This is a genomic window from Leptotrichia sp. oral taxon 417 (assembly GCF_013394865.1).
GTDB lineage: Bacteria > Fusobacteriota > Fusobacteriia > Fusobacteriales > Leptotrichiaceae > Leptotrichia > Leptotrichia wadei_A.
Map to the genome: position 1 here is coordinate 1398434 of NZ_JABXYV010000001.1, position 25251 is coordinate 1423684.

The 25251-nt window shown below is 33.2% G+C and carries 7 protein-coding genes; all 7 read right to left on the reverse strand.

What is annotated here, in order from left to right; translation table 11 throughout:
- Positions 1-25: 25 nt before the first annotated feature.
- Positions 26-6676 (reverse strand): autotransporter-associated N-terminal domain-containing protein, encoded by a 6651-nt coding sequence (locus HW276_RS06550; protein ID WP_178937873.1) that lies wholly within the window; start codon positions 6674-6676, stop codon positions 26-28.
- 537 nt (positions 6677-7213) lie between these two features.
- A complete protein-coding gene (locus HW276_RS06555; RefSeq protein ID WP_178937874.1) occupies positions 7214-13651 on the reverse strand; it encodes an autotransporter-associated N-terminal domain-containing protein in 6438 nt (2145 codons plus the stop codon).
- Positions 13652-14195: 544 nt separating this feature from the next.
- Positions 14196-21116: an autotransporter-associated N-terminal domain-containing protein gene (locus HW276_RS06560; RefSeq protein ID WP_178937875.1), complete on the reverse strand. Its 6921-nt coding sequence runs from the start codon at positions 21114-21116 to the stop codon at positions 14196-14198.
- Positions 21117-21719: 603 nt separating this feature from the next.
- The gene (locus tag HW276_RS06565) at positions 21720-22157 is read right to left on the reverse strand and encodes a hypothetical protein (protein ID WP_018449917.1); all 438 of its coding nucleotides are present in this window, start codon (positions 22155-22157) and stop codon (positions 21720-21722) included.
- Positions 22158-22291: 134 nt separating this feature from the next.
- Positions 22292-22936, reverse strand: coding sequence for an HIRAN domain-containing protein (locus HW276_RS06570; RefSeq protein ID WP_147003707.1), 645 nt, complete (start codon positions 22934-22936; stop codon positions 22292-22294).
- A 34-nt stretch (positions 22937-22970) separates the two neighbouring features.
- The gene (locus HW276_RS06575; protein WP_178937876.1) at positions 22971-23939 is read right to left on the reverse strand and encodes an NAD(P)-dependent oxidoreductase; all 969 of its coding nucleotides are present in this window, start codon (positions 23937-23939) and stop codon (positions 22971-22973) included.
- 42 nt (positions 23940-23981) lie between these two features.
- On the reverse strand, positions 23982-24722 hold the full coding sequence (locus tag HW276_RS06580) for an HAD family phosphatase (RefSeq protein ID WP_178937877.1): 741 nt from the start codon (positions 24720-24722) through the stop codon (positions 23982-23984).
- Between the last annotated feature and the right edge of the window lie 529 nt (positions 24723-25251).

A 25251-nucleotide genomic window follows, 5' to 3' on the forward strand; every position in this document is an offset into this window, starting at 1 on the left:
CAATTTCAACAAATTTTGAAAACTACTAGTAAATCGCTCTAAATCCGATTCCACCTCTAATATTGCTTCCTTTAGTGTCATATCCAGCATTTACCGTAACACCAAATCTTGTGTTGTCAACTCCGATATTAAGGTCAAATTTACCGTTTCCTCTTCTGTCTTCCTTTTCACCTCTTATTCCAAACCAGTCAGCTGTAGTGTATCTTACTCTTCCTTCATTCTTCACATCTCCAACTTTTCCAAGTTCATTTTCATAAGCGGCTGTAAGCCCAACAGTCAAATTAGTTCTTACTGCCAATGGCTGAATATATTTAAATTCTACTCCAGCTTCAGGTTTAACTGAGAAGTAGTCATTTCCTTTAACTTCCAGTCTCATTTGTCCTGAATCTTCCTTGATGTTATTAAATCTTCCATATTCCATCTTTAATCCACCATAAGGTCTTAAATGCGTTCTTTCGCTCATTCTTATGTCGTAACCTAAATCTGTTTTAAGTGCAGCACCATAAGAATTATAATTTGACTTAGCTTCAAATACATCATCAACAACTAGGAACTTACGTTTCATATTATTGACTCCAGCAAATACATCTCCGCCAATTGTCCATTGCAATGATCCATTATAGTCTTTCTTAGGTGACATTGTCTTGAATATTCCCAATTTAACCATTGTCTGATCTTCTCTCGAATGTCCGATGTCCTTAAATTTAAATCTGTTTGTTACAGCTCCAGCATACCATCCGCTTGAGTTACCCATCTTAACTTTTTCATCTTCATGAACATAAGCCACTCCGTAGGCATTGCTTGTATAGTCAATGATTCCTGCTGTATCAGTTTTATATTCATCTCTCATTCCAAATGCCTTGATCTTATTATTTTGTTTAGATGGATTTCTCCAGTCGTGTTTCAAGTATTTAAACTCTTTATCAAGCAAGTTTCCAGTTGCATTTATTCTCAATTGAGTATTTCCATATTGGTGTCCCATCATTTCATCTGCTGCTTGATAGAATAATATTGCTTCATTACTTCCAATTCCATTTAATTTTTGGAATAATTGATTTTCTCTTGTTCCTAATGCTTCCACTCCGTATCTTTGTTCTAATCCGTCTAGGAAATTATATGTATCTTTTGTAGCTGTTGGTGTTGCTTCATTACCTGCCCAATCTGTATAAGGTAACTTTAATAACCATACATCATTATTATTATTCGTTGTTGTTGCAACCCAATGTAATGCTCCAGATGTTACATTAAAATTTTTAATTCCAGCAATTGATTGTAAATAAGGCTTCATAATTTCGTCAGATACATGAATATATTTATTCGTTGTGGCTTTTGCAGCTTCAGCACCAATTATTAAGTTTACTTTTTCAAGTCCTAAGTTACCTAAGCCAACAATTGGATTAGTTGCCCCTAAAGTATCTATATAAATTCCAACACCATTCATATATAGCATATCTGTAGTTCCTTGTGGCGTTGTGATATTAGTTGCTGTAATAGGCTGTACTATTCCACCTATTAATACTGTTGGCGCTGATACTCCAGCTGGTGCTTCTAATTGTGTTCCACTAGGACCGCTTGAACCTACTGATGTAGGTAATGCTACATATTCATCAACTGCCTTGGCTCCTCCAGATACTGTCGTAGTACCTGTTGTTGAATTAGTTAAATCACCTTTATCATTATAGATTGCAGATCCTCCTGCAGAATTAATAATAATTTGTCCATAGTTTTTTATTACAGATCCATTTTTAAGAACTACTCCAATTGCACCAATCGGCATACTTCCATCTGATTTTGCAACAGTTTGAATTACTCCACTAGCCTGATTTATTCCTGTTGCACCATTATCAAGATACATTCCTATTGCATTGTCTTCTGCAAGATTAATTGTTCCACTATTAGTTACAGTAGTTCCTGCTTGAGTTCCGTACATACCGATACTCTTTTTACCTTTTACAGTAATTGTTCCACCTAATTTATTTTCAATATTTCCCGTAAATGGAGAACCTCCATTTTGACCATTATATCCAGCAGCCATTCCTATTGCGTATCTTTTTGTGTATTCATCAGTTTGTCCTACTATAATTGTTCCAGTATTTGAAGCAAGCTGAGAAGCATTTGTTGAATAAATACCAACATTTCCTATTCCAGTTTCAAAATTAATTGTTCCGCTATTATTAACTTCTCCTGCTGAATAAATTCCATAAGTAGTATTTCCAGTTGAAGTTAAATTAGAAGAATTATTTATTATGCTTGTCGTATCATTAGTGTAAGTGTATACTGAGTTATCTCCAAGTTTTACATTTGTATTATTAAGATTCATTTTTTGGCCAGTAGTACCTTTAGCAACATAACCGTAAGAACTGTTTCCAATTTCTATGTCTCCTGAAGCATCTCCCGAAGAAGAGTTTCCAAGTACTCCATTAGTTGCTCTTTCTATAAATACTCCAACAGCATTATTATTTCCAACTTTTATTTTTCCAGAATCAATTTGAACATTTCCACTTGTTGAATAAACTCCTACTCCTTCATCTCCTACAATTATATTAGAATTTCCATTAAGTTTTACAATACCATTATTTGAACCATTATAAATTCCGTATGTCTTAGCTCCGCTACTTCCATTACTTTTTGCATTAATTGTCCCAGTATTATTTAATAGTATAGTATCAGATTTCGTAAACATACCCGTTCTCAAGGTAGTATCACTTGATGAAGCACCAAGATTAATTGTTCCGCTATTCAATACAGTTCCATTTAATGTACCTTCTCCAAACATTCCGACACCATTATCAACTTCAACATTAATTGTTCCGCTATTTGCATTTTCTATAATAGAGAAATTTTTCCCAGCCATTCCTGTTCCAGATGTTCCAGTCATATTAATTTTACCCTTATTTACTGCTTTTACCTGTTGTCCTGTCACACTATTATCCTCAGCATAAATTCCAACAGAATTTGCTCCATCCAGTTCAATTAATCCGTTAGTATCATTAATTATATCTACTTTTCCTTGATCTGTTAATACAGTACCTGTGGAATCTACAAATTCATTTATTAATGGTGTTCCTGTAGATGGATTATTTCTATAACTTGCTCCATAAATACCTATAGAATTTTGCCCACCAACAGAAATAATATTTTTATTCGTTACTTCTGAACTATTCACGGCAAAAATTCCTGTTCCACCAGTAGTAGTTCCTGTTCCAGTTTTTTCTACATTAATAGTACCATTATTTTCAATTTGACCATAATTGATATATAATCCTACTGCCGAATTTCCAGTATTGCCAGTATTATCGGCTGAAATTGTTGAGCCATTTTGAACAGTAATTTTTGTATCTGCATTACTCGATGCACCATTACTCGATGATATTGCATAGCCAACAACACTCGGATCTCCAAAAGAAATTGCCTGATCTTGCGTCATTTCTGCTTTTATATCATCATTAATATTAACCTTTGCTCTTTGTATTAATAATCTTCCAAAATTTACTATATCAATATCTGATGTATTTGTTTTATCTAAAACTTTACCGTTTCCAATAGTAAGTGTACCGGATGTTATTCCATCAATTACTCCTAATTTACCAGCATAAATTTTACCTGCTGTTCCTGCTATTCCAGCTGTATCTGTATAATTTACAGTAGGTATTCCTCCTCCACCAAACAATGTAGATGTTAAACCGTTTAATTGTAATGACATTGTTGCATTCCTGTCAAACAAGAACGCTACCCCTGAATCTGAAAATACATTTATTGTTGCTCCACTTAAATTTACTCCAACTGGACCAGTTCCAAGTTTATATTCCATTCCAGCAACACTATTTCCCATTAATGTCAAAGTTCCATTAGTAAAGTTAATTGATCCGTTTGTAACTCCTGATGCATTTTTATTTACATAAAATCCAAATCCACCTGAACCAGTTCCAGTATATCTTAAATCTACACCAGTTAAATTAAGATTTCCTCCATCAGCCATAGCCGCTGCTCCATCTCCTATAACTTGAAGTATTCCGCCACTACTTACTGTAGGAGTTCCGCTTCCCGCAAAAATACCTGCTGAACCTCCGCTTATATTTATTTTAGCTCCATTTGTATTTACAGTTCCTCCAGTTAAATAAAGTCCAGCAGCTTTATTTTTAGCTGTAATTTCATTAGAGCTATTTCCTAAGTTTACAGTTCCGCTACTATAAATAGAAGCAGAGCCTTTTCCATCAGCTTCTAAATTAGTTCCAAAATTATTAAACGTTCCTAAATTATAAACTCCAACTGTTCCAGTACCTGTAGAAGCTGGGTGTGCTTTTATTGTACCATAATTTACTGCGAGTGAATTACTATCTGTATACATTCCTGCACCTGCTGTTACATTTATTGTTCCTGTTGAAGTATTTTTTATAGCCCCATTGTTTACAGCTGCCATTCCTGCACTATTTCCTGCTCCTACTTCAATGATTCCCTTAATAGTTCCATCCCCATTTTGCACTCTTGAATCTATTGAAGCTGTCGCCCCGCTACCAGTAACTAAACCGGCTGTCTGGTTTCCATTTGCAACTATTCCAGTATTACCAGTTGCTGTAACTTCTACTTTTCCATAGTTTGCAAACTTAGCATCAGTTGTTGCTGCAATTCCAAGATTATTTGTTCCACCAGATAATTTTATATTTGCATAAGAATTAATTTCATTCTTACCAGCATGTGTGAAAGCTGATGAAACTGCAATCCCTACATTGTTAGATCCGCCAGATATTTTAATTTTAGGGGTGTTGCTTGCATCTCCATAATTAATTATTGCTTTTTCAGCTAACAAACCTACTCCACTATTACCCATCATTCCAATTTCAGATTTTTTAATATTAAATATACTTGGATCAGAAGGAGTTGAATCACTACTAGACTTAAAATACATTCCTGTATTTGAAGTTCCAGAAATATCAAAATTTAATACAGAGGCTCTTGATATTGCTGGTAAAATTGTGACTATATTATCTGCTGTACTTTGACTAAAAGCTTCCCCTCCGTCTAAATCTGTATCAAATCTAAAAACTGCTCCAACATTATTATTTCCACTAATTTCCATTTTTTTGTTTAATAAAATTTCAGATGCAGGGTATGCACTTCCTGTTATAATACCGAATTGACCAGTCCCGCCTAGCGTCATTGTCCCGTCATTTATAAAACTCCAACCACTATTTGTAGGAGAATATGGTGAATTAATATAAGCAATTATATTATTATTTCCCAAAAAATTTACTGTTCCTTTATTATGAAAATATTGCTGTCTTTCACGATCACCATCTTCATCAAGTGCTACCCACCCAATATTATTAGTACCACTGAAACTAATAGTTCCTTCATTAACAAATCCAATATTAGCATAAGGTGTTCCCCAGTGATATTGAGATGTATACATAATTAGTTTATTTCCTGTTACATTTACACTCGTACCATTATTTAACACCCAAGTAGATTCTCCATAGTCATTATGTCCATCTGTATGGAATAGCCAGTTATCATAGTTCCCTGAACCTGTACCGCTAAAATTTATTGCAACTCCATTAATCTGAATTTCATGTCCTCCAATTAATTTCATAGCTTCATAAAAGGAATTATTAATATTATAACCAGTTTGACTTAAATTTAATGTTTGAGGATTTACTTCTTGATGTGATGGACCATATATACCCGTGAATGTTGTTCCATTTGTAGTAAGGTCAAACCCAGTTGGACTAGCAGTTACAGTCATACTTCCATTATCTATTTTTTGTTGCGAAATAGCTGCATAACTACCACTACTATAATCTGATTTTATATAATTTCCAGAAGAGTCTTGAATCCAAGATTCATCTCCATTTCCTGTTGATGGTGCACTTATTGTTGGAGGATTTACTGCCGGTATTGTTACTGTTGGAACATTCACACTTATTGTTATTGGACTCATACTTATATTCGGTGGTGTAATAACCGGAGGATTAAAATCTGGAGTTAATAAATTTGTCCCTTGCGGTGCAGATAATGGTGATGTTTTGTCAATCGTTCTAGGTGTTATTGAAGCATTTAATTGTATTTGCGCTGCAGTAGTAGTTACTGGGTTATTACTTATTAATCCATAGCCATTTACATTCACTCTATTAGTTGTTAATGCTGATGCACTATCACTGTCCGCTGATATTACAGATGTATTATAATAATCCAATTTTTCCGGTTTAATATATCTTAAAATCCGTTTTTGAGAACCTAATGTTTCACTGCCATATCTATTAAATATCCCCTCATACGGATATTTTGTCTGTTTGTCACCTCTACCCTTATAAGCCCCATGCCAGTCATTGTAAAAATCGTTTGCCCCGATTTGCCAGCTGCTCCATGGAGATTTTGTCACATGATCCCCTTGTTCCATTAACTGAGTCAATTCCAAGTTTGTATCTCTAATCAGCTTGTTATTTTCAGCTCTTGCATGCTTAAAATCTGTCCGCATCTGGTTTATTGAGGTGTTAATCTGACTAACTTGATTATTAATCTGCGATTTTGTTACAGTTTCTGCAAACATTTCCCCAGTTGAAATTAACATTCCATTTAATAAAAATGTAAGTAAAGCTGAATCAGTATATTTAAAATCTTTACATTTTTTTGCAAATGATTTTAAATCTTTTTTCAAATTCAATAAATTGTTTGTCATTACTATCTCCTTTTGTTTTTTAGCCATTCACAAAAGTTTTAAAATTCCAAAAGCATAATATCTCCAGGTTTTTATTTTTCTCCCTTTCCAGCAAAAAAATCTTTACCAAAAATACTGCCGTTATCCAATTTTCATAGCCTTTCACTTTTGCAATTGCCTATTTTTAATTTTCTTGACAATCTAAATTTTACATTTCAGATCATCATCTAAAAGTTTTTTTGAAAGCAATATTCAATTTAAACACAAAAAAATAGTGATTTTTCTAATGATTTAAGCGATGATTATTTTTCCATATTTAAACTTGATTTATTATCTCAAAAAGAACATTTCTTTATTGTATTATATCAAAAAAAAAAAAGCAAGTACTTTCCATAAAATTATTCAAAAAATAATATTTTATTAATTGCGTATTAATAAAAAATCTCAAGTTATCGAACATATCTATTGTTAGCAACAAAACAAAGAAGAAAAAAAACCGGAAGTCAATTTCTCTTCCGATTTTTTTATTACTTACAATTTAATAAATTTTGAAAACTACTAGTAAATCGCTCTAAATCCGATTCCACCTCTAATGTTGCTTCCTTTAGTGTCATATCCAGCATTTACCGTTACACCAAATCTTGTGTTGTCAACTCCGATATTAAGGTCAAATTTACCGTTTCCTCTTCTATCTTCTTTTTCTTTTTCAAGATTATACCATCCTGCTGTTGTGTATCTTACTCTTGCCTGATTTCCATTTTGCAGTTTTCCAAGTTCATTTTCATAAGCCGCTGTAAGCCCAACTGTCAAATTAGTTCTTACTGCCAATGGCTGAACATATTTAAATTCTAAACCTGCTTCAGGCTTAACTGAGAAGTAGTCGTTTCCTTTAACTTCCAATCTCATTTGTCCTGAATCTTCCTTCACATCGTTAAATCTTCCATATTCCATCTTCAATGCTCCATAAGGTCTTAAATGGGTTCTTTCGCTCATTCTTATGTCATAGCCAAGTTCATTTTTAAGAGCGGCTCCATAAGTATGGTATGTAGATTTCGCTTCAAATGTATCATCAACTACCCAGAATTTACGTTTCATGTTATTAATTCCAGCAAATACATCTCCGCCGATTGTCCATTGCAATGCTCCATTGTGATCTCCTTTTGGCGACATTGTCTTGAATACTCCAAGTTTAACCATTGTCTGATCTTCTTTAGATTTTCCTAAATCCTTGAATCTAAATCTGTTTGTTACAGCCCCAGCATACCATCCGCTTGAGTTACCCATTCTAACTTTTTCATCCTCGTGAACATAAGCCACTCCGTAGGCATTGCTCTTATAATCGATAATTCCAGCTGTGTCAGTATTATATTCATCTCTTAATCCAAATGCTTTAATCTTGTTATTTTGCTTAGTCGGATTTCTCCATTCGTTTCTCAAATAGCTAAATTCCTTATCCAAGGCATTTCCAGTAGCATTGGTTCTTTGTTGAATATTAGCATATTGATGACCTTTCATTTCATCAACTGCCTGTGTGAAAATATGCTGTTCACCTTTTCCAAGATCATTTAATTTGTTAAACAGTTCCTTTTCTCTAGTGCCAAGTCCTTCAACACCGTATCTTTGTTCAAGCCCATCTAGGAAATTATACGTATTTGGATCTTTTGCACTTACAAAATCTGTATATGGAACTTTTACTAGGTAAACCTTATCATAAAGTCCTGTAACTGATGATTTTGTTGGTATTGCCAGCCAAGTTAAGCTGCTTGAATTAGTATTTAATACAGTTCCTGTGGAAACTACTGTTGCAAGCGCATCATTATACGGTTTTATAATATTATCTCCTAATTCTATTGCTCTTGCATTTGTGTATCTGGCAGCTTCTGTTCCAAAGTACATGTTAATATCTGTAAGTCCTGCAAGATTGCTTAATCCTTGAATAGGATTTGTATATTTTATTCCAGATGTATCAACATACATTCCGATACTTGTTGCAGAAGGATTTGATTCAAAATTCAAGAATCCTGATTTTGCAAGGTCTAATACTGTGACTCCTGAAGGTGATGTAACTGTCGCTTCAGTTGCATTTACAGATGATGGTGTTGCATTTGTATCAACTCCTGTTATTTCAACTGCTTTTCCATTTATTGTAACTGTCACAGGTGTTGCCTTTGGCGGAACCTTTATAGTTACTCCACCTTCAACTTTTTCATCAGTTGGAGAAGATTCATATACAGCTTTAAACGAACCTGTATTTGAAGCGCCAGGCCCATCTACACCATCTGCAGACACTACACCTTTATCAGTATAAATACCAATACCTCTATTTCCAGTAATTTGAATTGTTCCATAGTTTTTAAATTTACCTTGGTTCGCTGCAACAACCCCTTTTATACTGTCACCATTTCCTACAATTGTTCCGTAATTTTCACCTTCAGCACCTTGATCTATATACATACCAATTGTATTTTTACCGCTAAGGTTAATTGTCGCTCCATGATCGTTTATCGCTTTTGAACCAGCTCCAACAGCATACATTCCAATGCTGTTATCTTCAGTAACATTGATTGTTCCCTTATTTATAACAGTTCCTTGGTTTCTAGAAACTGCTCCATCGTAATAACCAGTTGCCATACCAATTCCATACGATTTTGTAGTTTTATTAGTTTTACCAGTATCAATAGTTGCCCAGTTTGTTGCAACTCCTTTTGTTGAATAAATACCGATATTACCTACACCATTTCCAGATTTCAGATCCATATTTCCATAGTTGTCAACTGTACCTGATGAATAAATTCCATAGTTTCTATCTCCAGTCGCTTTAATTGGAGCATAGTTATTAATTACTGAAGAATCATTGTCAGAATATGCATAAACAGCTTCATTATCCAATGTTACAGTTGAACTTCCATTTGTAGTCAATGTTCCTGGCGCTTTTATAACATATCCAAATGTCCAGTCCTTAAGATCCATTTTTGAACCATTGTCATTAATATTTACTGGATTCGTTCCTGCTGTAAATACTCCAACTGCTTCCTTATCTTTTGCACTTGCGCTTGTTGTAATTTCAGAACCTGCATCCAATGTTACTGTTCCTGTTCCAGATGTCCCTTTAGCAAATATTCCTACTCCATTTTTACCAACCTTAATCTTAGAAGTACCAAAGGCTTGAATATTTTCTCCATAAATTCCATAAGAATTTTCTTTAATATCTATAGTTCCATAGTTTTTCAGCAAATTGCTTTCAGATGTATACATACCAATATTAGGAACATCAGTTGCTGCTGAAATAGCAGAATCTCCAACTATAATTTGCCCATCTGAATGGTTCGTAATATCAGATCCATTAATTCCATACATACCTATCTTACCATTAGTTCCTGCCTGCAAATCAATTTTACCATGATTATTAAGCGTAGCCTTGTCAGCATACATTCCAACCGAATCTGCTCCAGACATTGTAATTACACCATTTGATAAGTTATTAGCAACATTGTCAGCTACAGATGAAGTACCGTTATTCTTAATAAATACTCCCTTGGCTTCTTTTCCGTCCATTGTAATATTTCCATTGTTATTTATAGTCGCTTTTCCTTCATTAGCAGATCCAAATTCATTACCAATTACAGTTCCTGCAGAGTCTTCCCTATATGCAAGCCCTAAGATACCAATAGAATTTTTACCGCCAACATTAATATTTCCGCCATTATTATTAACTTCTGATCCATTTACAGCATAAACTCCAACAGCCTGATCATTAACAGTATTAGTAGTATCAGTTTCAACATTCAAAGTACCGTTATTAATATTAATCTTACCAAAGTTTGTATATAGCCCAATCGCACCATTACCTGAATCAGTTCTATCAGCCGTTATAGTCTTTCCATTTACATTAATTCCTGTTTCTGCATTAGATGCGGCTCCAGAACTTGAACTAATATCAAGCCCAATAACTGGTGCACCTGAAGCAACTCCCTTAACAGTATTTGCATCTGCTGAATTTAATACAGCCTTCACATCAGTATTTACATCCAAAATACTCTTTTGAATCAGCAAGTTTCTAGCATACTTATAACTTTGTGAGGCAGGCGTACTTACAGCCAAGCTCTTATCATAACTTCCATCTGAACTTGAAGGGTCACTGTCTAAAGTAAATGATTTTCCTCCATTCAACCCGTCAATTACAGCCAATTTATAATTTGGAGCAGTAGTCGCATTAATCATAGCACTTGTCAACCCGCCAGCAGCACCAAACAATGTAGTGTCAAAGTTACTTAAATTCAATGATAAAGGATTTCTTACACCCATAAGAATCACATCATCTGAAAGAATATCAACTGTTGAACCTGTTCCAAATGTTACCCCTGATACATAACTTCCAGTTGACCCATCAACAGAAAATCCAACTGCTTTTCCAGAAAGTTTCAAATTAGAGCCAGTCATATCAATTTTACCGCCATTTAACGTATAAAGTGCATAACCTTCACCATCATAAGAAATTTTTGAATTATTATTCAAAGTTATTTTTTTTGTATCCGCAACAACTGCTGAAGCTCCACCAGTTACGTTAACCTTGATACCATTAAGTGTAACATCTGAATCCGAGAAAACTCCAACTCCTTTTTTAGTCGTATCCGTTACATTTATTGTCAATTTATCTGGATTTGCAAAACTTCCTCCAGTTGAGTTATAAAGCCCATTTGCTCCATTAATTGCTGCGATAGTGGTATTACCTGTTAAAGTAAACGATCCTTTATTAAAGATACCGTTAGATTTTTCCCCATCAACAGTAATATTTCCTTTTTGGTTAAATGTTCCTAAGTTATAAATAGCAGTATTCTTCTTACCTGTTAATTTTACATTTGTCGCAGTATTAGTTCCTATACTACCAATGCTTACCGCAAGTCCAATACTTTCTCTAGCATTCATATCAATATCTCCAGCAGTAGTTAAACTAGCTCCACTACCTCCTGCATCAAATCCAGCAGTAACTCCATACACCTTATATCCTTTAGTAACTGTTATCTTACCATTTGCAGTAGTTTCAACTTGAGCATCTTTAACAGCCTGTAATATTGAGTTTTGTGCAGCTGCAGGTGGAGTAGATGAAGCAGGGGTAGGATCTAAAGTTCCTGTAGTAATTGCTGTATCCAATTTTATTTTATTTTTTTCACTTCTAATTAAGGCATTATTAGTTCCTACAGCAATATCTGCCGAACCATGAGTAAGATCTCCTCCAAATTTTATTGTTCCAAGTTTTGTAGAATCCAAAGTTATTTCGTTAGTATTTGGATCCCCTGAAGCTCCTCTTAAAAATCCTACGTTGTTACTTCCATTTACTGTAATATTTATATTTTGAAAATTACTTATAGGATCACCAGAAGTTTTTCCTTGGAAAATAGCCATTCCTACATTATCGTTTCCATTTACAGTTATCGTTCCACCACCACTTCTAACTGTTCCCATATCATCATAGTATGGAGTAGCATTATTTGATGTTTTGTAATCTTTTTGTCTGTATCCATAATTACTACTTCCATTTACTACTATGTTTCCAATTTTAACAGTACCGTTTGGACCTACTCCACTTGCTGTTGGAACATAATATCCATAATCAAACCCAACACTATTTGAAGCATTACTGCTGATAATTATTGTTCCATTATTATTAGTTTGAGGCGGTTGAGCAAATTTATAATTTGCTGGACTTCCATAATATTCTGTATCCAGCATCATACCTATCATATTCTGTCCATTACCTAATGTTATAGTACCATTATTTTCTACAGTCGAAACAACTTGATTAACAGGATTGCTAGTACCTCCACCATCTCCATTTAGTAATTGATGTTCTATACCAACTAATGAACTTCTTCCACTATTTAATGTTACATTTCCTTGAAAACTAAAAGTTTTATCTCCTGGTGTTTCATAATAATCATAAGGATTTACACTTATGAATAATATATTATGACTTGCTGTTGAATTTACAACATAATTTCCTGTCATAGTAGCATTCGTGGGAACTACATGACTAAAAACTGCATTCATAAAATAATTCGTAGTATCTCCAGCTGTTATTGTTCCAGCAGGTATTACTGGATGGGGAAATGCAGTAACTCCTGGACTCATAGTTAATGTTCCTAAATTTCCAGGATCATAAGCTACTGACCCTGAACTAAGAATTGAACTATTATCTGCTACATCAAAAGTTGCAGTTCCTGTAGCCGCATAGCTAGAAAAGTTCATTAGGTGTATACCTTGCGAACCATGCAACATTGCTTGTCTATCTTGCCCAAATCCTTCTGCCTGAAACGTTATTACTGGTGCTTGATTTACAGTTATACTAGGACTTACTGGAGTATCTGGTGCATCTGGTGCCTTTACCGTTCTAGTTGTAAAATTAGGAACTCCTCCTCCTGCTCCTTGGACTGTGAACCTAGGTGCAATTTTGTTTACACTTTTTGGAGTCAATCCTGCAGATACATCCATTGCGGCGTTTGGCTCTCTTACTAATCCTAATGTTGTTGCTCCGTATTGGGTTTCGATTCTTCCTGGGTAGCTGCTTCTGTTTACTAATGATTTATCTCTTTCAAAAACATAACTGGCTTTCTTGTCGCCCTTTCCTTTATAAGTCCCATGCCAATCGTTATAAAAATCATTGATTCCAAATTGCCAACTGCTCCATGGAGATTTTGTCACATGATCCCCTTGTTCCATTAACTGAGTTAATTCCAAGTTTGTATCTTTAATCAGTTTGTTATTTTCAGCTCTTGCACGCTTAAAATCTGTCCGCATCTGGTTTATTGAGGTATTAATCTGACTAACTTGATTATTAATCTGCGATTTTGTTACAGTTTCTGCAAACATTTCCCCAGTTGAAATTAACATTCCATTTAATAAAAATGTAAGTAAAGCTGAATCAGTATATTTAAAATCTTTACATTTTTTTGCAAATGATTTTAAATCTTTTTTCAAATTCAATAAATTGTTTGTCATTACTATCTCCTTTTGTTTTTTAGACATTCACAAAAGTTTTAAAATTCCAAAAAGCATAATATTTCCAGGTTTTTATTTTTCTCCCTTTCCAGCAAAAAAAATCTTTACCGCAAATACTGCTGTTATCCAATTTTCATAGCCTTTCACTTTTGTAATTGCCTATTTTTAATTTTTTTGACAATCTAAATTTTATATTTCAGATCATCATCTAAAAGTTTTTTTGAAAGCAATATTCAATTTAAACACAAAAAAATAGTGATTTCTCTAATGATTTAAGCGATGATTATTTTTCCATGTTCAAAATTTATTTATTACTTCAAAAAGAATACTTCCTTATTACATTATATCAAAAAAAAAAAAAAAAACAAGTGTTTTTTAAAAATTTATTTAAAAAATAATGTTTTATTAATTGCGTATTAATAAAAAATCTCAAGTTATCGAACATATCTATTGTTAGCAACAAAACAAAGAAGAAAAAAAAACCGGAAGTCAATTTCTCTTCCGATTTTTTTATTACTTACAATTTAACAAATTTTGAAAACTACTAGTAAATCGCTCTAAATCCAATTCCACCTCTAATATTGCTTCCTTTAGTGTCATATCTAGCATTTACCGTAACACCAAATCTTGTATTGTCAATTCCAATGTTAAGATCAAATTTACCGTTTCCTCTTCTATCCTCTTTTTCTTTTTCGAGGTTATACCATCCTGCTGTTGTGTATCTTACTCTTGCCTGATTTCCATTTTGCAGTTTTCCAAGCTCATTTTCATAAGCCGCTGTAAGCCCAACTGTCAAATTAGTTCTTACTGCCAATGGCTGAACATATTTAAATTCTAAACCTGCTTCAGGCTTAACTGAGAAGTAGTCGTTTCCTTTAACTTCCAATCTCATTTGTCCTGAATCTTCCTTTACATCGTCAAATCTTCCATATTCCATCTTCAATGCTCCATAAGGTCTCAAATGAGTTCTTTCGCTCATTCTTATGTCATAGCCAAGTTCATTTTTAAGAGCGGCTCCATAAGTATGGTATGTAGATTTCGCTTCAAATGTATCATCAACTACCCAGAATTTACGTTTCATGTTATTAATTCCAGCAAATACATCTCCACCGATTGTCCATTGCAATGCTCCGTTATGATCTCCTTTTGGCGACATTGTCTTGAATACTCCAAGTTTCAGCATTGTTTGCTGTTCTCTTGATTTTCCAATATCTTTGAATCTAAATCTGTTTGTTACAGCTCCAGCATACCATCCGCTTGAGTTACCCATTCTGATTTTTTCATCTTCATGAACATAAGCCACACCATAGGCATTGCTTGTATAGTCAATAACTCCTGCCGTATCAGTATTGTACTCATCTCTCAATCCAAATGCTTTAATCTTGTTATTTTGCTTAGAAGGATTTCTCCATTCGTGTCTCAAATATCTAAATTCCTTATCCAAGGCATTTCCAGTAGCATTTATTCTTTGTTGAATATTTGAATATTGATGACCTTTCATTTCGTCAACTGCCTGTGTGAATAATTCAGTTTCACCTTTACCTATTCCATTAAGTTTATCAAATATTTGTCTTTCTCTTGTTCCTAAACCTTCCACTCCGTATCTTTGTTCAAGTCCATCTAGGAAATTATATGAATTTTCATCCTTTTCACTTGTAAAGAAAGTATAAGGTATCTTTATCATATACAATTTTTCAATTGGTGTTGATGTTCCTTGTAAAGGCTGAGCAAGCCAAGTTAATCCTGCAGAATTAATATTCAATGTTGTTCCTGTCGTAGTAAGCGAAGATATTACATCGTTATATGGCTTGATTATATTTGAACCTATTTCTATTGCTTTAGCATCAGTATATTTAGATGCTTCTGTACCAATAATCAAGTTTATGTTATCAAGACCAACTAAATTACTCAATCCTTCAATAGGATGTGTGTAGTTTACTCCTGAAGTATCGACATACATTCCTAACTCTGTTGCCTGTGCATTTGAAACAGAATTTTTGAAGTCTGCAAATTGCGGCAATGACAAGTCAAGTGTTGTTGCTCCTGCCGTTACATACGATGGTGTCGGACTAGCTGTATTTGTATCAAGTCCTGTAAGTTCCACTTCTCTTCCATTAACTGTCAATCTTGGAGTTTTTGGCGGATTTTGAATAAGCAGAGTTCCTTTAGGAGTAACTATGTATTTCTGATCAGTAGAAGTTGCAGAATATACATTTGCTTTTGTTCCGCTTACATTTCCTGGAACATTCTTTTGTGAAAGTGCAGATGCTGCATCTTGATAAATTCCTATACCATCAGGTGAAGTAATCGAAATAGTTCCATAGTTCTTAATATATCCTCCGTTTACAGTAGCAACCCCTTTAATTCCTTTAGCCGATCCTGTCGACTTAATAGTTCCGTAGTTAATACCTTCAGCTCCTTGGTCAATATACATACCAGTCGCATTTTTACCAGAAATATCAATTGTTGCGCCTGCATGGTTTATTGCCTTTGAACCGCTTCCAACAGCATACATACCTATTGAGTTTTCATGAAGCACATTAATAGTTCCTCTATTTTCAATAAGCCCTTCATTTGAAATAGCTCCTGTAGTTTCATTATAATATCCTGTTGCCATACCAATTCCGTATTCCTTGCTAGCCACATTAGTTGAACCAACATTGATTACCCCACGGTTAGTTGCACCAGCTCCTGATGCGCTTGTTCCTGTTGAATAAATACCAACATTTCCAGTACCGCCAGTCAAGTCAATCGTTCCATAATTCACAGCTTCTCCAGCCGCATAAATCCCATAAGATTTTCCACCAGTTGTTGTAATATTAGTATTACTGAATACCGATCCAGTTTTATCATTTGTATAAGCATATACTGAATCTGTTCCAATTGAAGCAGTCAATGTATTTGTAGCCCCTGATGAATTTGCTCCAAGGTTAAGTTCTGTTCCAGTCTTTGAATCCACAACATAACCAAATGCATTAGTTCCAACAGTCATATTAGTTCCAGTATTATAAACAGTTGTTTTCAAAGGATTTGTCGCATCATCTGCAATAAATACCCCTACTGCCTGATTATTACCAACATTAATTGTTCCGCCTGTAAGATTTACATCTGAATGTATTGATCCTGCTTCTGAATCAGATGAACCTGTAGCAAATATTCCTACTCCATCATCTCCAACATTTATTGTGCCATTTGACATCTCTACCTTGTTTGAAGCTCCATAAATCCCATAAGATTTCTTACCAACATTGATTGTTCCTGATGTATATATGTCAGTATCTGCATCATTCGTAAACATACCAATTATCGGTGTAGATGTTGTTGTATCTGCAAGATCAATCGTTCCTTTATTATTAAGTTCTGAATGTATTTTACCTGGAGTATGACCTGCCATTCCTGCTCCTGTAATAGCAGTTCCATACATCGCAACACCTTCTTGCCCGCTTATAGTAATCTTACCTTTCGTATCATTAGTTGCAATTCCACCTTCAATAATCATACCAATAGCATTCTTGCCTGTCATAGTAATTTCACCATCATTAGCAGCATTTGTATAAGTAATGCTATCTCTCAAATAATCTGCATTTGTTCCAGCAGCATCAAGCGAATTATTCTTAGCATAAATCCCTAAAGAATTATCCCCATCAAGAGTAATCTTACCACTATTCTTAACATCAACAAGTCCAATTTTATCACTAATTAATGCTGGTTTTGTAGTTCCTGTTGTTCCAAATTTTTCATATACAACATTACCTTTACTATCTATTCTATAAGAAAGCCCAAGAATACCAATACTGTCTTTACCACCAACTTCAACTGTTCCAGTAGTGTCATTATTCACTTCTGTTCCATTTGTAGCATAAATCCCCACTGCATGATCATTTGGCGTTGTCTTTTCAACTTCAATCTTTCCTTCATTATGTACTTTTCCGTAGTTTACATAAGCTCCAACTCCACCATTTCCACTGTCTGTTCTATCAACTGAAATTGTGGAACCATTCTGAACATTTATAGCTGTTGTTGTATTATTTTTAGAATTTCCGCTGGCACTTATATCAAGCCCTACAGGTACTGTTAATTTAGAGTTTATATCATTAATCTCTGTTGTATTAAGATGAGCTTTTACAGTATTTCCTGAAAGTACATTTATTCTAGAATTTTGCAATTGCAATCTTCTTGTAAAAATATAACTGTCTGATGGAGTTGTTCCTCCTGCTCCTGTTGTATCTGCCTTATCAATATTACTGTCAACATTTACATCAATATCATCAAATACAGTATATTTATATCCATTATAAGTTGTTCCACCTTCTGTATTAGTAATTTTTGTTATTGGTATATAAGTTCCTATTGTATTTGATGGATTACCATTTATATATGAATTATTTGTATTAAACGTATTTACACCTGTTAAATTTGCTACAATTACATCATTTGAAAATACATTAAGTTTAGTATCAGTCAAAGTAATTAAAGGTGTTGCGGCTGTTACATCTCTTGAATATCCAGTAGCTTCTCCTCTTAATGTTAAAGTACCATAAGATAAATCAATCTTTCCTCCATCTTTAGAAAATAATGCATACCCTTTACCTTTATATTCTACTGTACTTCCTGGATTAGTAGCAGTTCCTGATAAATCAATATTAGAAGCATTTGTTCCATCGCTTCCTACTGATGCAACTGCAGTTCCTCCATCTTCAACTTTAATATTATTATATTTTGCACTAATTTGTGCTCCTCTTCCAGCATATAATCCAAATCCTGTATAATTACCTGTTCCTGTAATTGCACCTGTCACAGGATCAATTGTTACAATTTCTTTCCCTTTTACTTCAATATTAGGTGTTGTTGGTGTTGCAGGCGTTGTTGCTGGTGAAATAGCTGGCATATCTATATTTACAGATGTATCTTTACCAGTTGCATAAACAGCTCCTGCATTTTCTTGTCCTGCTATTGTTGGATTTGCTGAAACTGTAGCATTTTTAACTTCAATTCCACCTGTTACTTTCACTATTGAACCATCTGATACTCCTTGATCATCGGATGCAAAAATAGCAACTGAATTTTCAGTATTATTTGATGTTACTTTTCTTACACTTACAGTTTCTGAAACTACTGAAGGACGATTTGAACCTTTAGCATAAATTGCCAAGTTTCCTTTTCCTCCATCTAATTTAACATCTCCTGTAGATTTTACAGCTCCTCCTGGAGTAACAGTTGTCCCTCCATTTGTATATTTATCTACAACATAAATTCCTATATTACTATTTCCACCTTTAAGTTCTATATTTCCTCCACCTAAATCAAGTAAAACATTTGCATTTGGCATTACCCCAACATTAGATTCTGTTTTATCAAAGATTTCAATTTGATGACTCGTCAAATTAATTGCAGAATTTGAAAGAATACCAAAACTATTTCTAATATATTCAGGATGTTTATTTAACTCAGGATCTGAATTATAAGGATTAAGTACAGTATCTGTTGGGTTTACATCATGATTCATAGCAGCAGTAATTTCAACTCCATTTGTTTCCTTTCCACTTGATGTAGGTACAGAAGTCGTATTTTTCGTTACAAAATTCTGATTACCTACTCCAGAGGCTCCTATATTAATCGCAAGATTCCCTTCTGTTTTTGAATATTGATTCTGTCCAACTGTACTACTTTCGTAATAACCAACACTTGAATCTCCATAAATAGTTAATGGTTTATATTGGTATGGTGTTCCTGGTGTTTTGTCATTTGGTTTATTATTTACCGCATCAAAAGTAAATCCTTCTTCTACAAATTGTAAATCAGTTCTTGTAGGATACAAGAAAAATGTCCCTACACTACCTTCTCCATATAAATTAATAATTCCTCTATTAACTAAACTTACAGGTACATTATTTCCAACTGTTTGACCATTCATTTGCCAAGTTCCACCATTACCTGCAGCATTTATAAAATATGCTGATTTATTAGTCCACAAATCAATAGTTCCTGTACTTCCATTATAAGAAATTGCGTGATGTCTTTCTAGAGTTCTATCATTACTATCATTTGATAAACTAAAAATAGCATTTTGAGTTTCAATATAATTTGTTCCGTCATAATATGGTTGGATTAATATTTCTCCAGTATTTATTGCGACTGACTTTGAATCTTCTGCATTATTATGATCATAGTTATTAGTTACCGCATTATTTCTTCCTTCCATTACTATTCTACCACTATTTATCCAAGCAAACAATCCCGAATTAGAAGTAGTTTTTTTATTATTTTGAATAGTTGTTCCATTTACATTATTTACAACATCCTTATAAGCCTTCAAAATTGCTATTTGAGTTGATCCACTAGTTACATTTGTATTCCAAGTTGGATCTAAAGTTGCTGAAGTCAAACCTGCAATTGCTACTGTTCCATTTGATGTATGACCATGATGATCCATATGGACAAATTCTTTAACAACTGGATTTGTTCCATCAATAAAACTATGAATATTTGTAAGGACATTATTTGTATTTGTCAAACCTGTTCCGATAACAAGTTTTTGAAATCCAAGAAAACTTCTTGTTGTTCCAGTTCCTGATTTATTTATCCAAGGAGTGGTTGTAATATCTCCACTAAGACTTCCCCATGGAGATGTTCCACTATATGTATTAAATTCATACTGCATTGTTCCATTAGAATTTCTAATAATATTAAAATTCCCATCTCCTGAAGCAACACTTTCAATAGCACCATTAAGCAATGTACTAGAAAAAGCAGTGTAACTTGATCCATTACCGTTTGATTGACCTGTTAAATTAAAACTAAACGAACCAATACTAGGTGCCTTTGGAGCACTAGGAGCTAATGGCTCTTTCACTACCCTTGGTTCAAACGATGGCAACCCAGCAATCGTTACATTCTTTTGAATATTCGGATTTACTTTTGATATTGATTTTGGTGTTATTGATGCACTTATTGGTATTTCAGCATTTGGCTCGTAGGCAAATCCTAAGAGTGTTGTGTTATTGGCATTTTTTTCACTTACTGGTTTTGCGATGTATTTGTTTAAAGTTTGATCTCTTTTGTAAATGATGTTGCTGATTTTGTTTCCTTTACCTTTATAAGTTCCATGCCAGTCGCTGTAAAAACCATTGACTCCAAATTGCCAGCTGCTCCATGGAGATTTTGTAACGTGATCTCCTTGTTCCATTAACTGAGTTAATTCCAAGTTTGTATCTTTAATCAGCTTGTTATTTTCAGCTCTTGCACGTTTAAAATCTGTCTGCATCTGATTTATTGAAGTGTTAATCTGACTAACTTGATTATTAATCTGTGAGTTTGTCACAGTTTCTGCAAACACTTGTCCAGTTGAAATTAACATTCCACTTAATAAAAATGCAAGCAAAGCCGAATCAGTGTACTTAAAGTCTTTACATCTTTTCGCAAACGATTTCAAATCCTTTTTTAAATTTAATAAGTTGTTTGTCATTGTTATCTCCTTTTATTTTTTTTAGTTATTTGTAAAAGTTTGAAAATTCCAGCAAGTTTAATATTTCTAGGTTTTGATTTTTCCCCCTTTCTAAAAAAAATCTTTACCGAAAATATTGCTGTTATTCAATTTTCATAGACTTTCACTTTTGTAATTGCTTATTTTTAATTTTTTGATAATCTAAATTTTACAGTCCAGATCATCATTTTAAATTTTTCCTTGAAAGAAATATTCAATTTAAATATGAAAAAACAGTGATTTTTATAATAATTTAAGTGATGATTATTTTTCCATACTCAAAATTGATTTATTATCTTAAAAAGAATATTTCCATAATTATATCCCCAAAAACCAGCCCGCTATTTAAACAGGAAATAGCATAAGATAATTTATTAATATAATTGCAACTTATTATATCATAATTTCAAAAAAAATCAATATCTCAAAAAAAAATAATCTCTTTCTAAGATATTGGCCTAGAATAGAGATTATTTTTTAATTTATTTAAAAAATTTCCCAAAGTTCAAAAATAATTTATCATTATTTCTTTTTTTAATTGTAAATTTAAGTATTTCAGATTTTAATTCCATAAAATTAACCAGTTTATGCTTCCTGTGCCGCATATCCGCCTTCGATTGCAACTTCCTTCACTTTTTCCTTCTTCTGCTTAATTTTTAATGAAAAAGTCCCTGTTCCAGCCTGATTTCCGTATTCTTCAATATAATCAACTACAAATACGTTTGTCATGTCGATTTTTCTTACCATCTGCCCTGCTGAAATGATTTCAAGGCTTGCTTGTCTGTAGGCGTCGCTTGCTTCTGATGGAACTAATGACCATTGTGCAACTTTTCTTGTGTCATCTTCTGTATCTCCGCTTGCTGCAGCCAGTATTTTCCCCCTGATTTCCAAAATTACTCCTAGATCTGTTGCTCTCGCATTTGAATCATCAGGCGTTTCAGAAATATATTTTACATCCAGGATACTTTCCTTGTCTAGCAAAATTTCATTTTCCTGTCCTTTAACGCTCAATCTGAATCCCATAAATTATTCCCCCCATTTTATTTTTGACAATTAAATAATAGCGCTATTTTTTAAATTAATTTAATTTTAATTATCTGTTATTATTTTACAACAAAAATAGTCATTTGTCAACCTTATTTTTAATTTTTTATTAATTAATCTACAAGATAAACTTTAAGGGCAATTTCTTCATCAAACGGAATCGGCACAGCGACAAATTTTTTCCCTGCATCAATCATTCTGGCAATAATTTCACTCTGACTTTTTGGCAAATATCCAACTTTTTCCTTCCTAGAATTATAGACAGCGACTGCATTCAAGGAAATACCATTAAATTCACGAAATAAATCCAGCTGAACTTCATCTTTAATCTTAATCGCAAAATTTCTAATATATTTAACTCCTTCTAAATAAGTATCCAGCAAAAACAGTCTTCTCGACTTCTTTGTATATTTGTCAATTAATGTCTTTGCATATTCAAACATCATTTCCTTCCCCAGCTTAATCTTTTCTTCCCTTCCATTATCCTTTTGAATAACAAGCACTCCATTTCCAAAATTAAACTCGTTTATCATATAATTTCTCTGATTTTTCAAAAGTTCAAAATATTCCATCATTTCTTCAAAAATCATAATTTCCTTCTGGTTAATCTGAAATGATCCCTTTTTCAGCTCAACCGATGTATTCTCAATATACGAATAATAAAATCTCCCATCCCCAAAAACCTCAATTTCATAATTTCCCCCATAATAAAGCCCATCAAATTCAAGTTTTATCCCATTAAAATTACTTACCAGCATTTCTTTCACCTCTTTTATTGTACCTTCTTATTCCTTATTTCAGTCCTTCCAACTTTCCTTCAATAAATAATTTCAAATTTTTTTCAACATCATTCATAAGTGTTACCATACTTTTTTCAGATTTCCATGCAATATGTGGAGTAATCACAATATTATCCAATTCAAATAATTTAGAATTTTTTTCAATCGGCTCAACACTCGTTACATCAACAGCCGCTGATTTTATTATTTTATTTTTTAATGCAAAATACAAATCATCCTGATTTATAACCGGTCCTCGTGCTAAATTTAAAATTCTGGCACTTCTTTTCATTTTTTTCATTTTTTCAAGATCTATAAGATTTCTCGTTGAATCAGTCAATGGAACATGAAGCGTCAGAACATCACATTTTTCAAGCACCTCATCCAAGTCATGCCGTAAAATTTCATCCTCTTCAACTTTTTTATAATTTTTCCCAGCACTTTTAGCAACCATCACTTCCATTCCCAATGCTTCTGCCATCTGAGCAACTTTTTTCCCAATATTTCCAAATCCTACAATTCCTAAAATTTTCCCTTCCACATCATCAATCGGATATTTCTGATAATCAGGAACATCAATATCAATCCATTTACCATTTTTTACTTCCTCAAAATATTTATTAACAGGCGTTAATTCATTTAAAAGAAAAGTAATTGCCAGCTGTGCAACAGAGTTAGTCGAATAGCCTGAAACATTTGCCACCTTTATTCCAAATTCATTCGCACTTTTTACATCAATATGATTAAATCCAGTCGCTGTGATAAGTATCAGTTTAAGTTTTTTAGCCTTCTCAAACTGCTTTTTCCCAAGTCTTATCCTAGTCGTTATTACAACATCCACATCTTCTATTCTTTCATCAATTTCTCCAACTTCAGTATCTTCATATTCAATATATTCACCATATTTATCAAACTTTTCCCTTAAATCAATCGGTCCAGCCGTAACCCTATCCAAATACACTATTTTTAAATTTTTTTCCATAAATATCATCTCTCTTTTTAATTTTTTATTAAAACAAATATACTATATAATGCTGACATCTGCCTTCAATTTATAAATAACATCCTTTCTTTCCACAACAATCATAACTTTTTCCTTCAATTCCTTATCCCTCTTTATTTTTTGCAATAATTTTTTTGCTGGATTTATAGCAATAGCATTGCCTACATTCTTAAACATCGTAAGATCTCCTGTTGTATCCCCATAGGCATACGATTTTTTCAAATCAATGTCATACTTTTTACAAAAATCCGTTATTGCCTTCTGCTTACTTTTAGCATCCCACATTGGAATGACATTCCCTGTAAAAATCCCATTCTCATCAACTTCATAAATAGAAGCCCTGTAATCTTCAACACCATATCTTTCTGCCATCTTGCTTACAAGAAAATCTGGACTTCCTGAAATAATTATAACCTTATGCTTCTTCTCCTTATGGTATTTCAGCCTTTCCCGTGTATACCGGTAAACTTTGTCCCCTTTTAACTTCATCACTCTTTTAGCAATAAAATCCATATCCTCCTTGCTAAAATTTTTCAATGCCTCCATATAAGTCTGCACAAGCTCATCCAAATAATCATCATAATCCCCAGTCCTATTTTCCCACTTGGAAAACTTCTCCTTAACTTTCCCTTCCCAAGTCATCATATCAATATACTCATACTGCACAAGCATCTTAAAATGCTCAATTAACAGCGAATCCCGATAAATCGTCCCATCAATATCAAAAAATGCCGCCACATTTTTATTTTTACTTTCTTTCATTTCCATTCCCCCTAATTAAATTTATTTGTCATCAATGCATTTTACACATTATGCTATATTTTACCCTATTTCCTCCAATAAATCAAATAATTTGCCATTCTAAATAATCTATTTCTAAATCATATTTAAAAAATAGAAATTATATTTTATTTATATACAAGTAAAACAGTCATAACTTTTAAGTTCAGTTTTACATTATATTATTGTATTATTGAAAAAAAACAAATATGTCCGATAATTTATTTTGAAAAAATTTTATGTATACTCAGACTAATACTATTCCCCGTTTAAAAAGCGAATATTTATTTTAATTATTTGAAAATAAATATCAGGTTTAATCTGCTAAAAAGATTTACAATTCAAATGGGGTTTTAAACTACTAAAAATTATATGAATTTAAAAGTCGAGTAAAATAGTTATAGTTTTTGAGTTCAGTTTTAAAAAAGTTTTACTATAAATTATCTGCATTTCTCACTTAATGGATAAAATAAAAAACACTCCAAAGAGTGCTTTTTAAATATCGTATTCT

Excerpts from the sequence above, each read along its gene's own strand:
- HW276_RS06565 (WP_018449917.1), bottom strand. The coding sequence starts at position 22,157 with ATGGGATTCAGATTGAGCGTTAAAGGACAGGAAAATGAAATTTTGCTA.
- HW276_RS06570 (WP_147003707.1), bottom strand. The coding sequence starts at position 22,936 with ATGCTGGTAAGTAATTTTAATGGGATAAAACTTGAATTTGATGGGCTT.
- HW276_RS06560 (WP_178937875.1), bottom strand. The coding sequence starts at position 21,116 with ATGACAAACAACTTATTAAATTTAAAAAAGGATTTGAAATCGTTTGCG.
- HW276_RS06575 (WP_178937876.1), bottom strand. The coding sequence starts at position 23,939 with ATGGAAAAAAATTTAAAAATAGTGTATTTGGATAGGGTTACGGCTGGA.
- HW276_RS06555 (WP_178937874.1), bottom strand. The coding sequence starts at position 13,651 with ATGACAAACAATTTATTGAATTTGAAAAAAGATTTAAAATCATTTGCA.
- HW276_RS06550 (WP_178937873.1), bottom strand. The coding sequence starts at position 6,676 with ATGACAAACAATTTATTGAATTTGAAAAAAGATTTAAAATCATTTGCA.
- HW276_RS06580 (WP_178937877.1), bottom strand. The coding sequence starts at position 24,722 with ATGAAAGAAAGTAAAAATAAAAATGTGGCGGCATTTTTTGATATTGAT.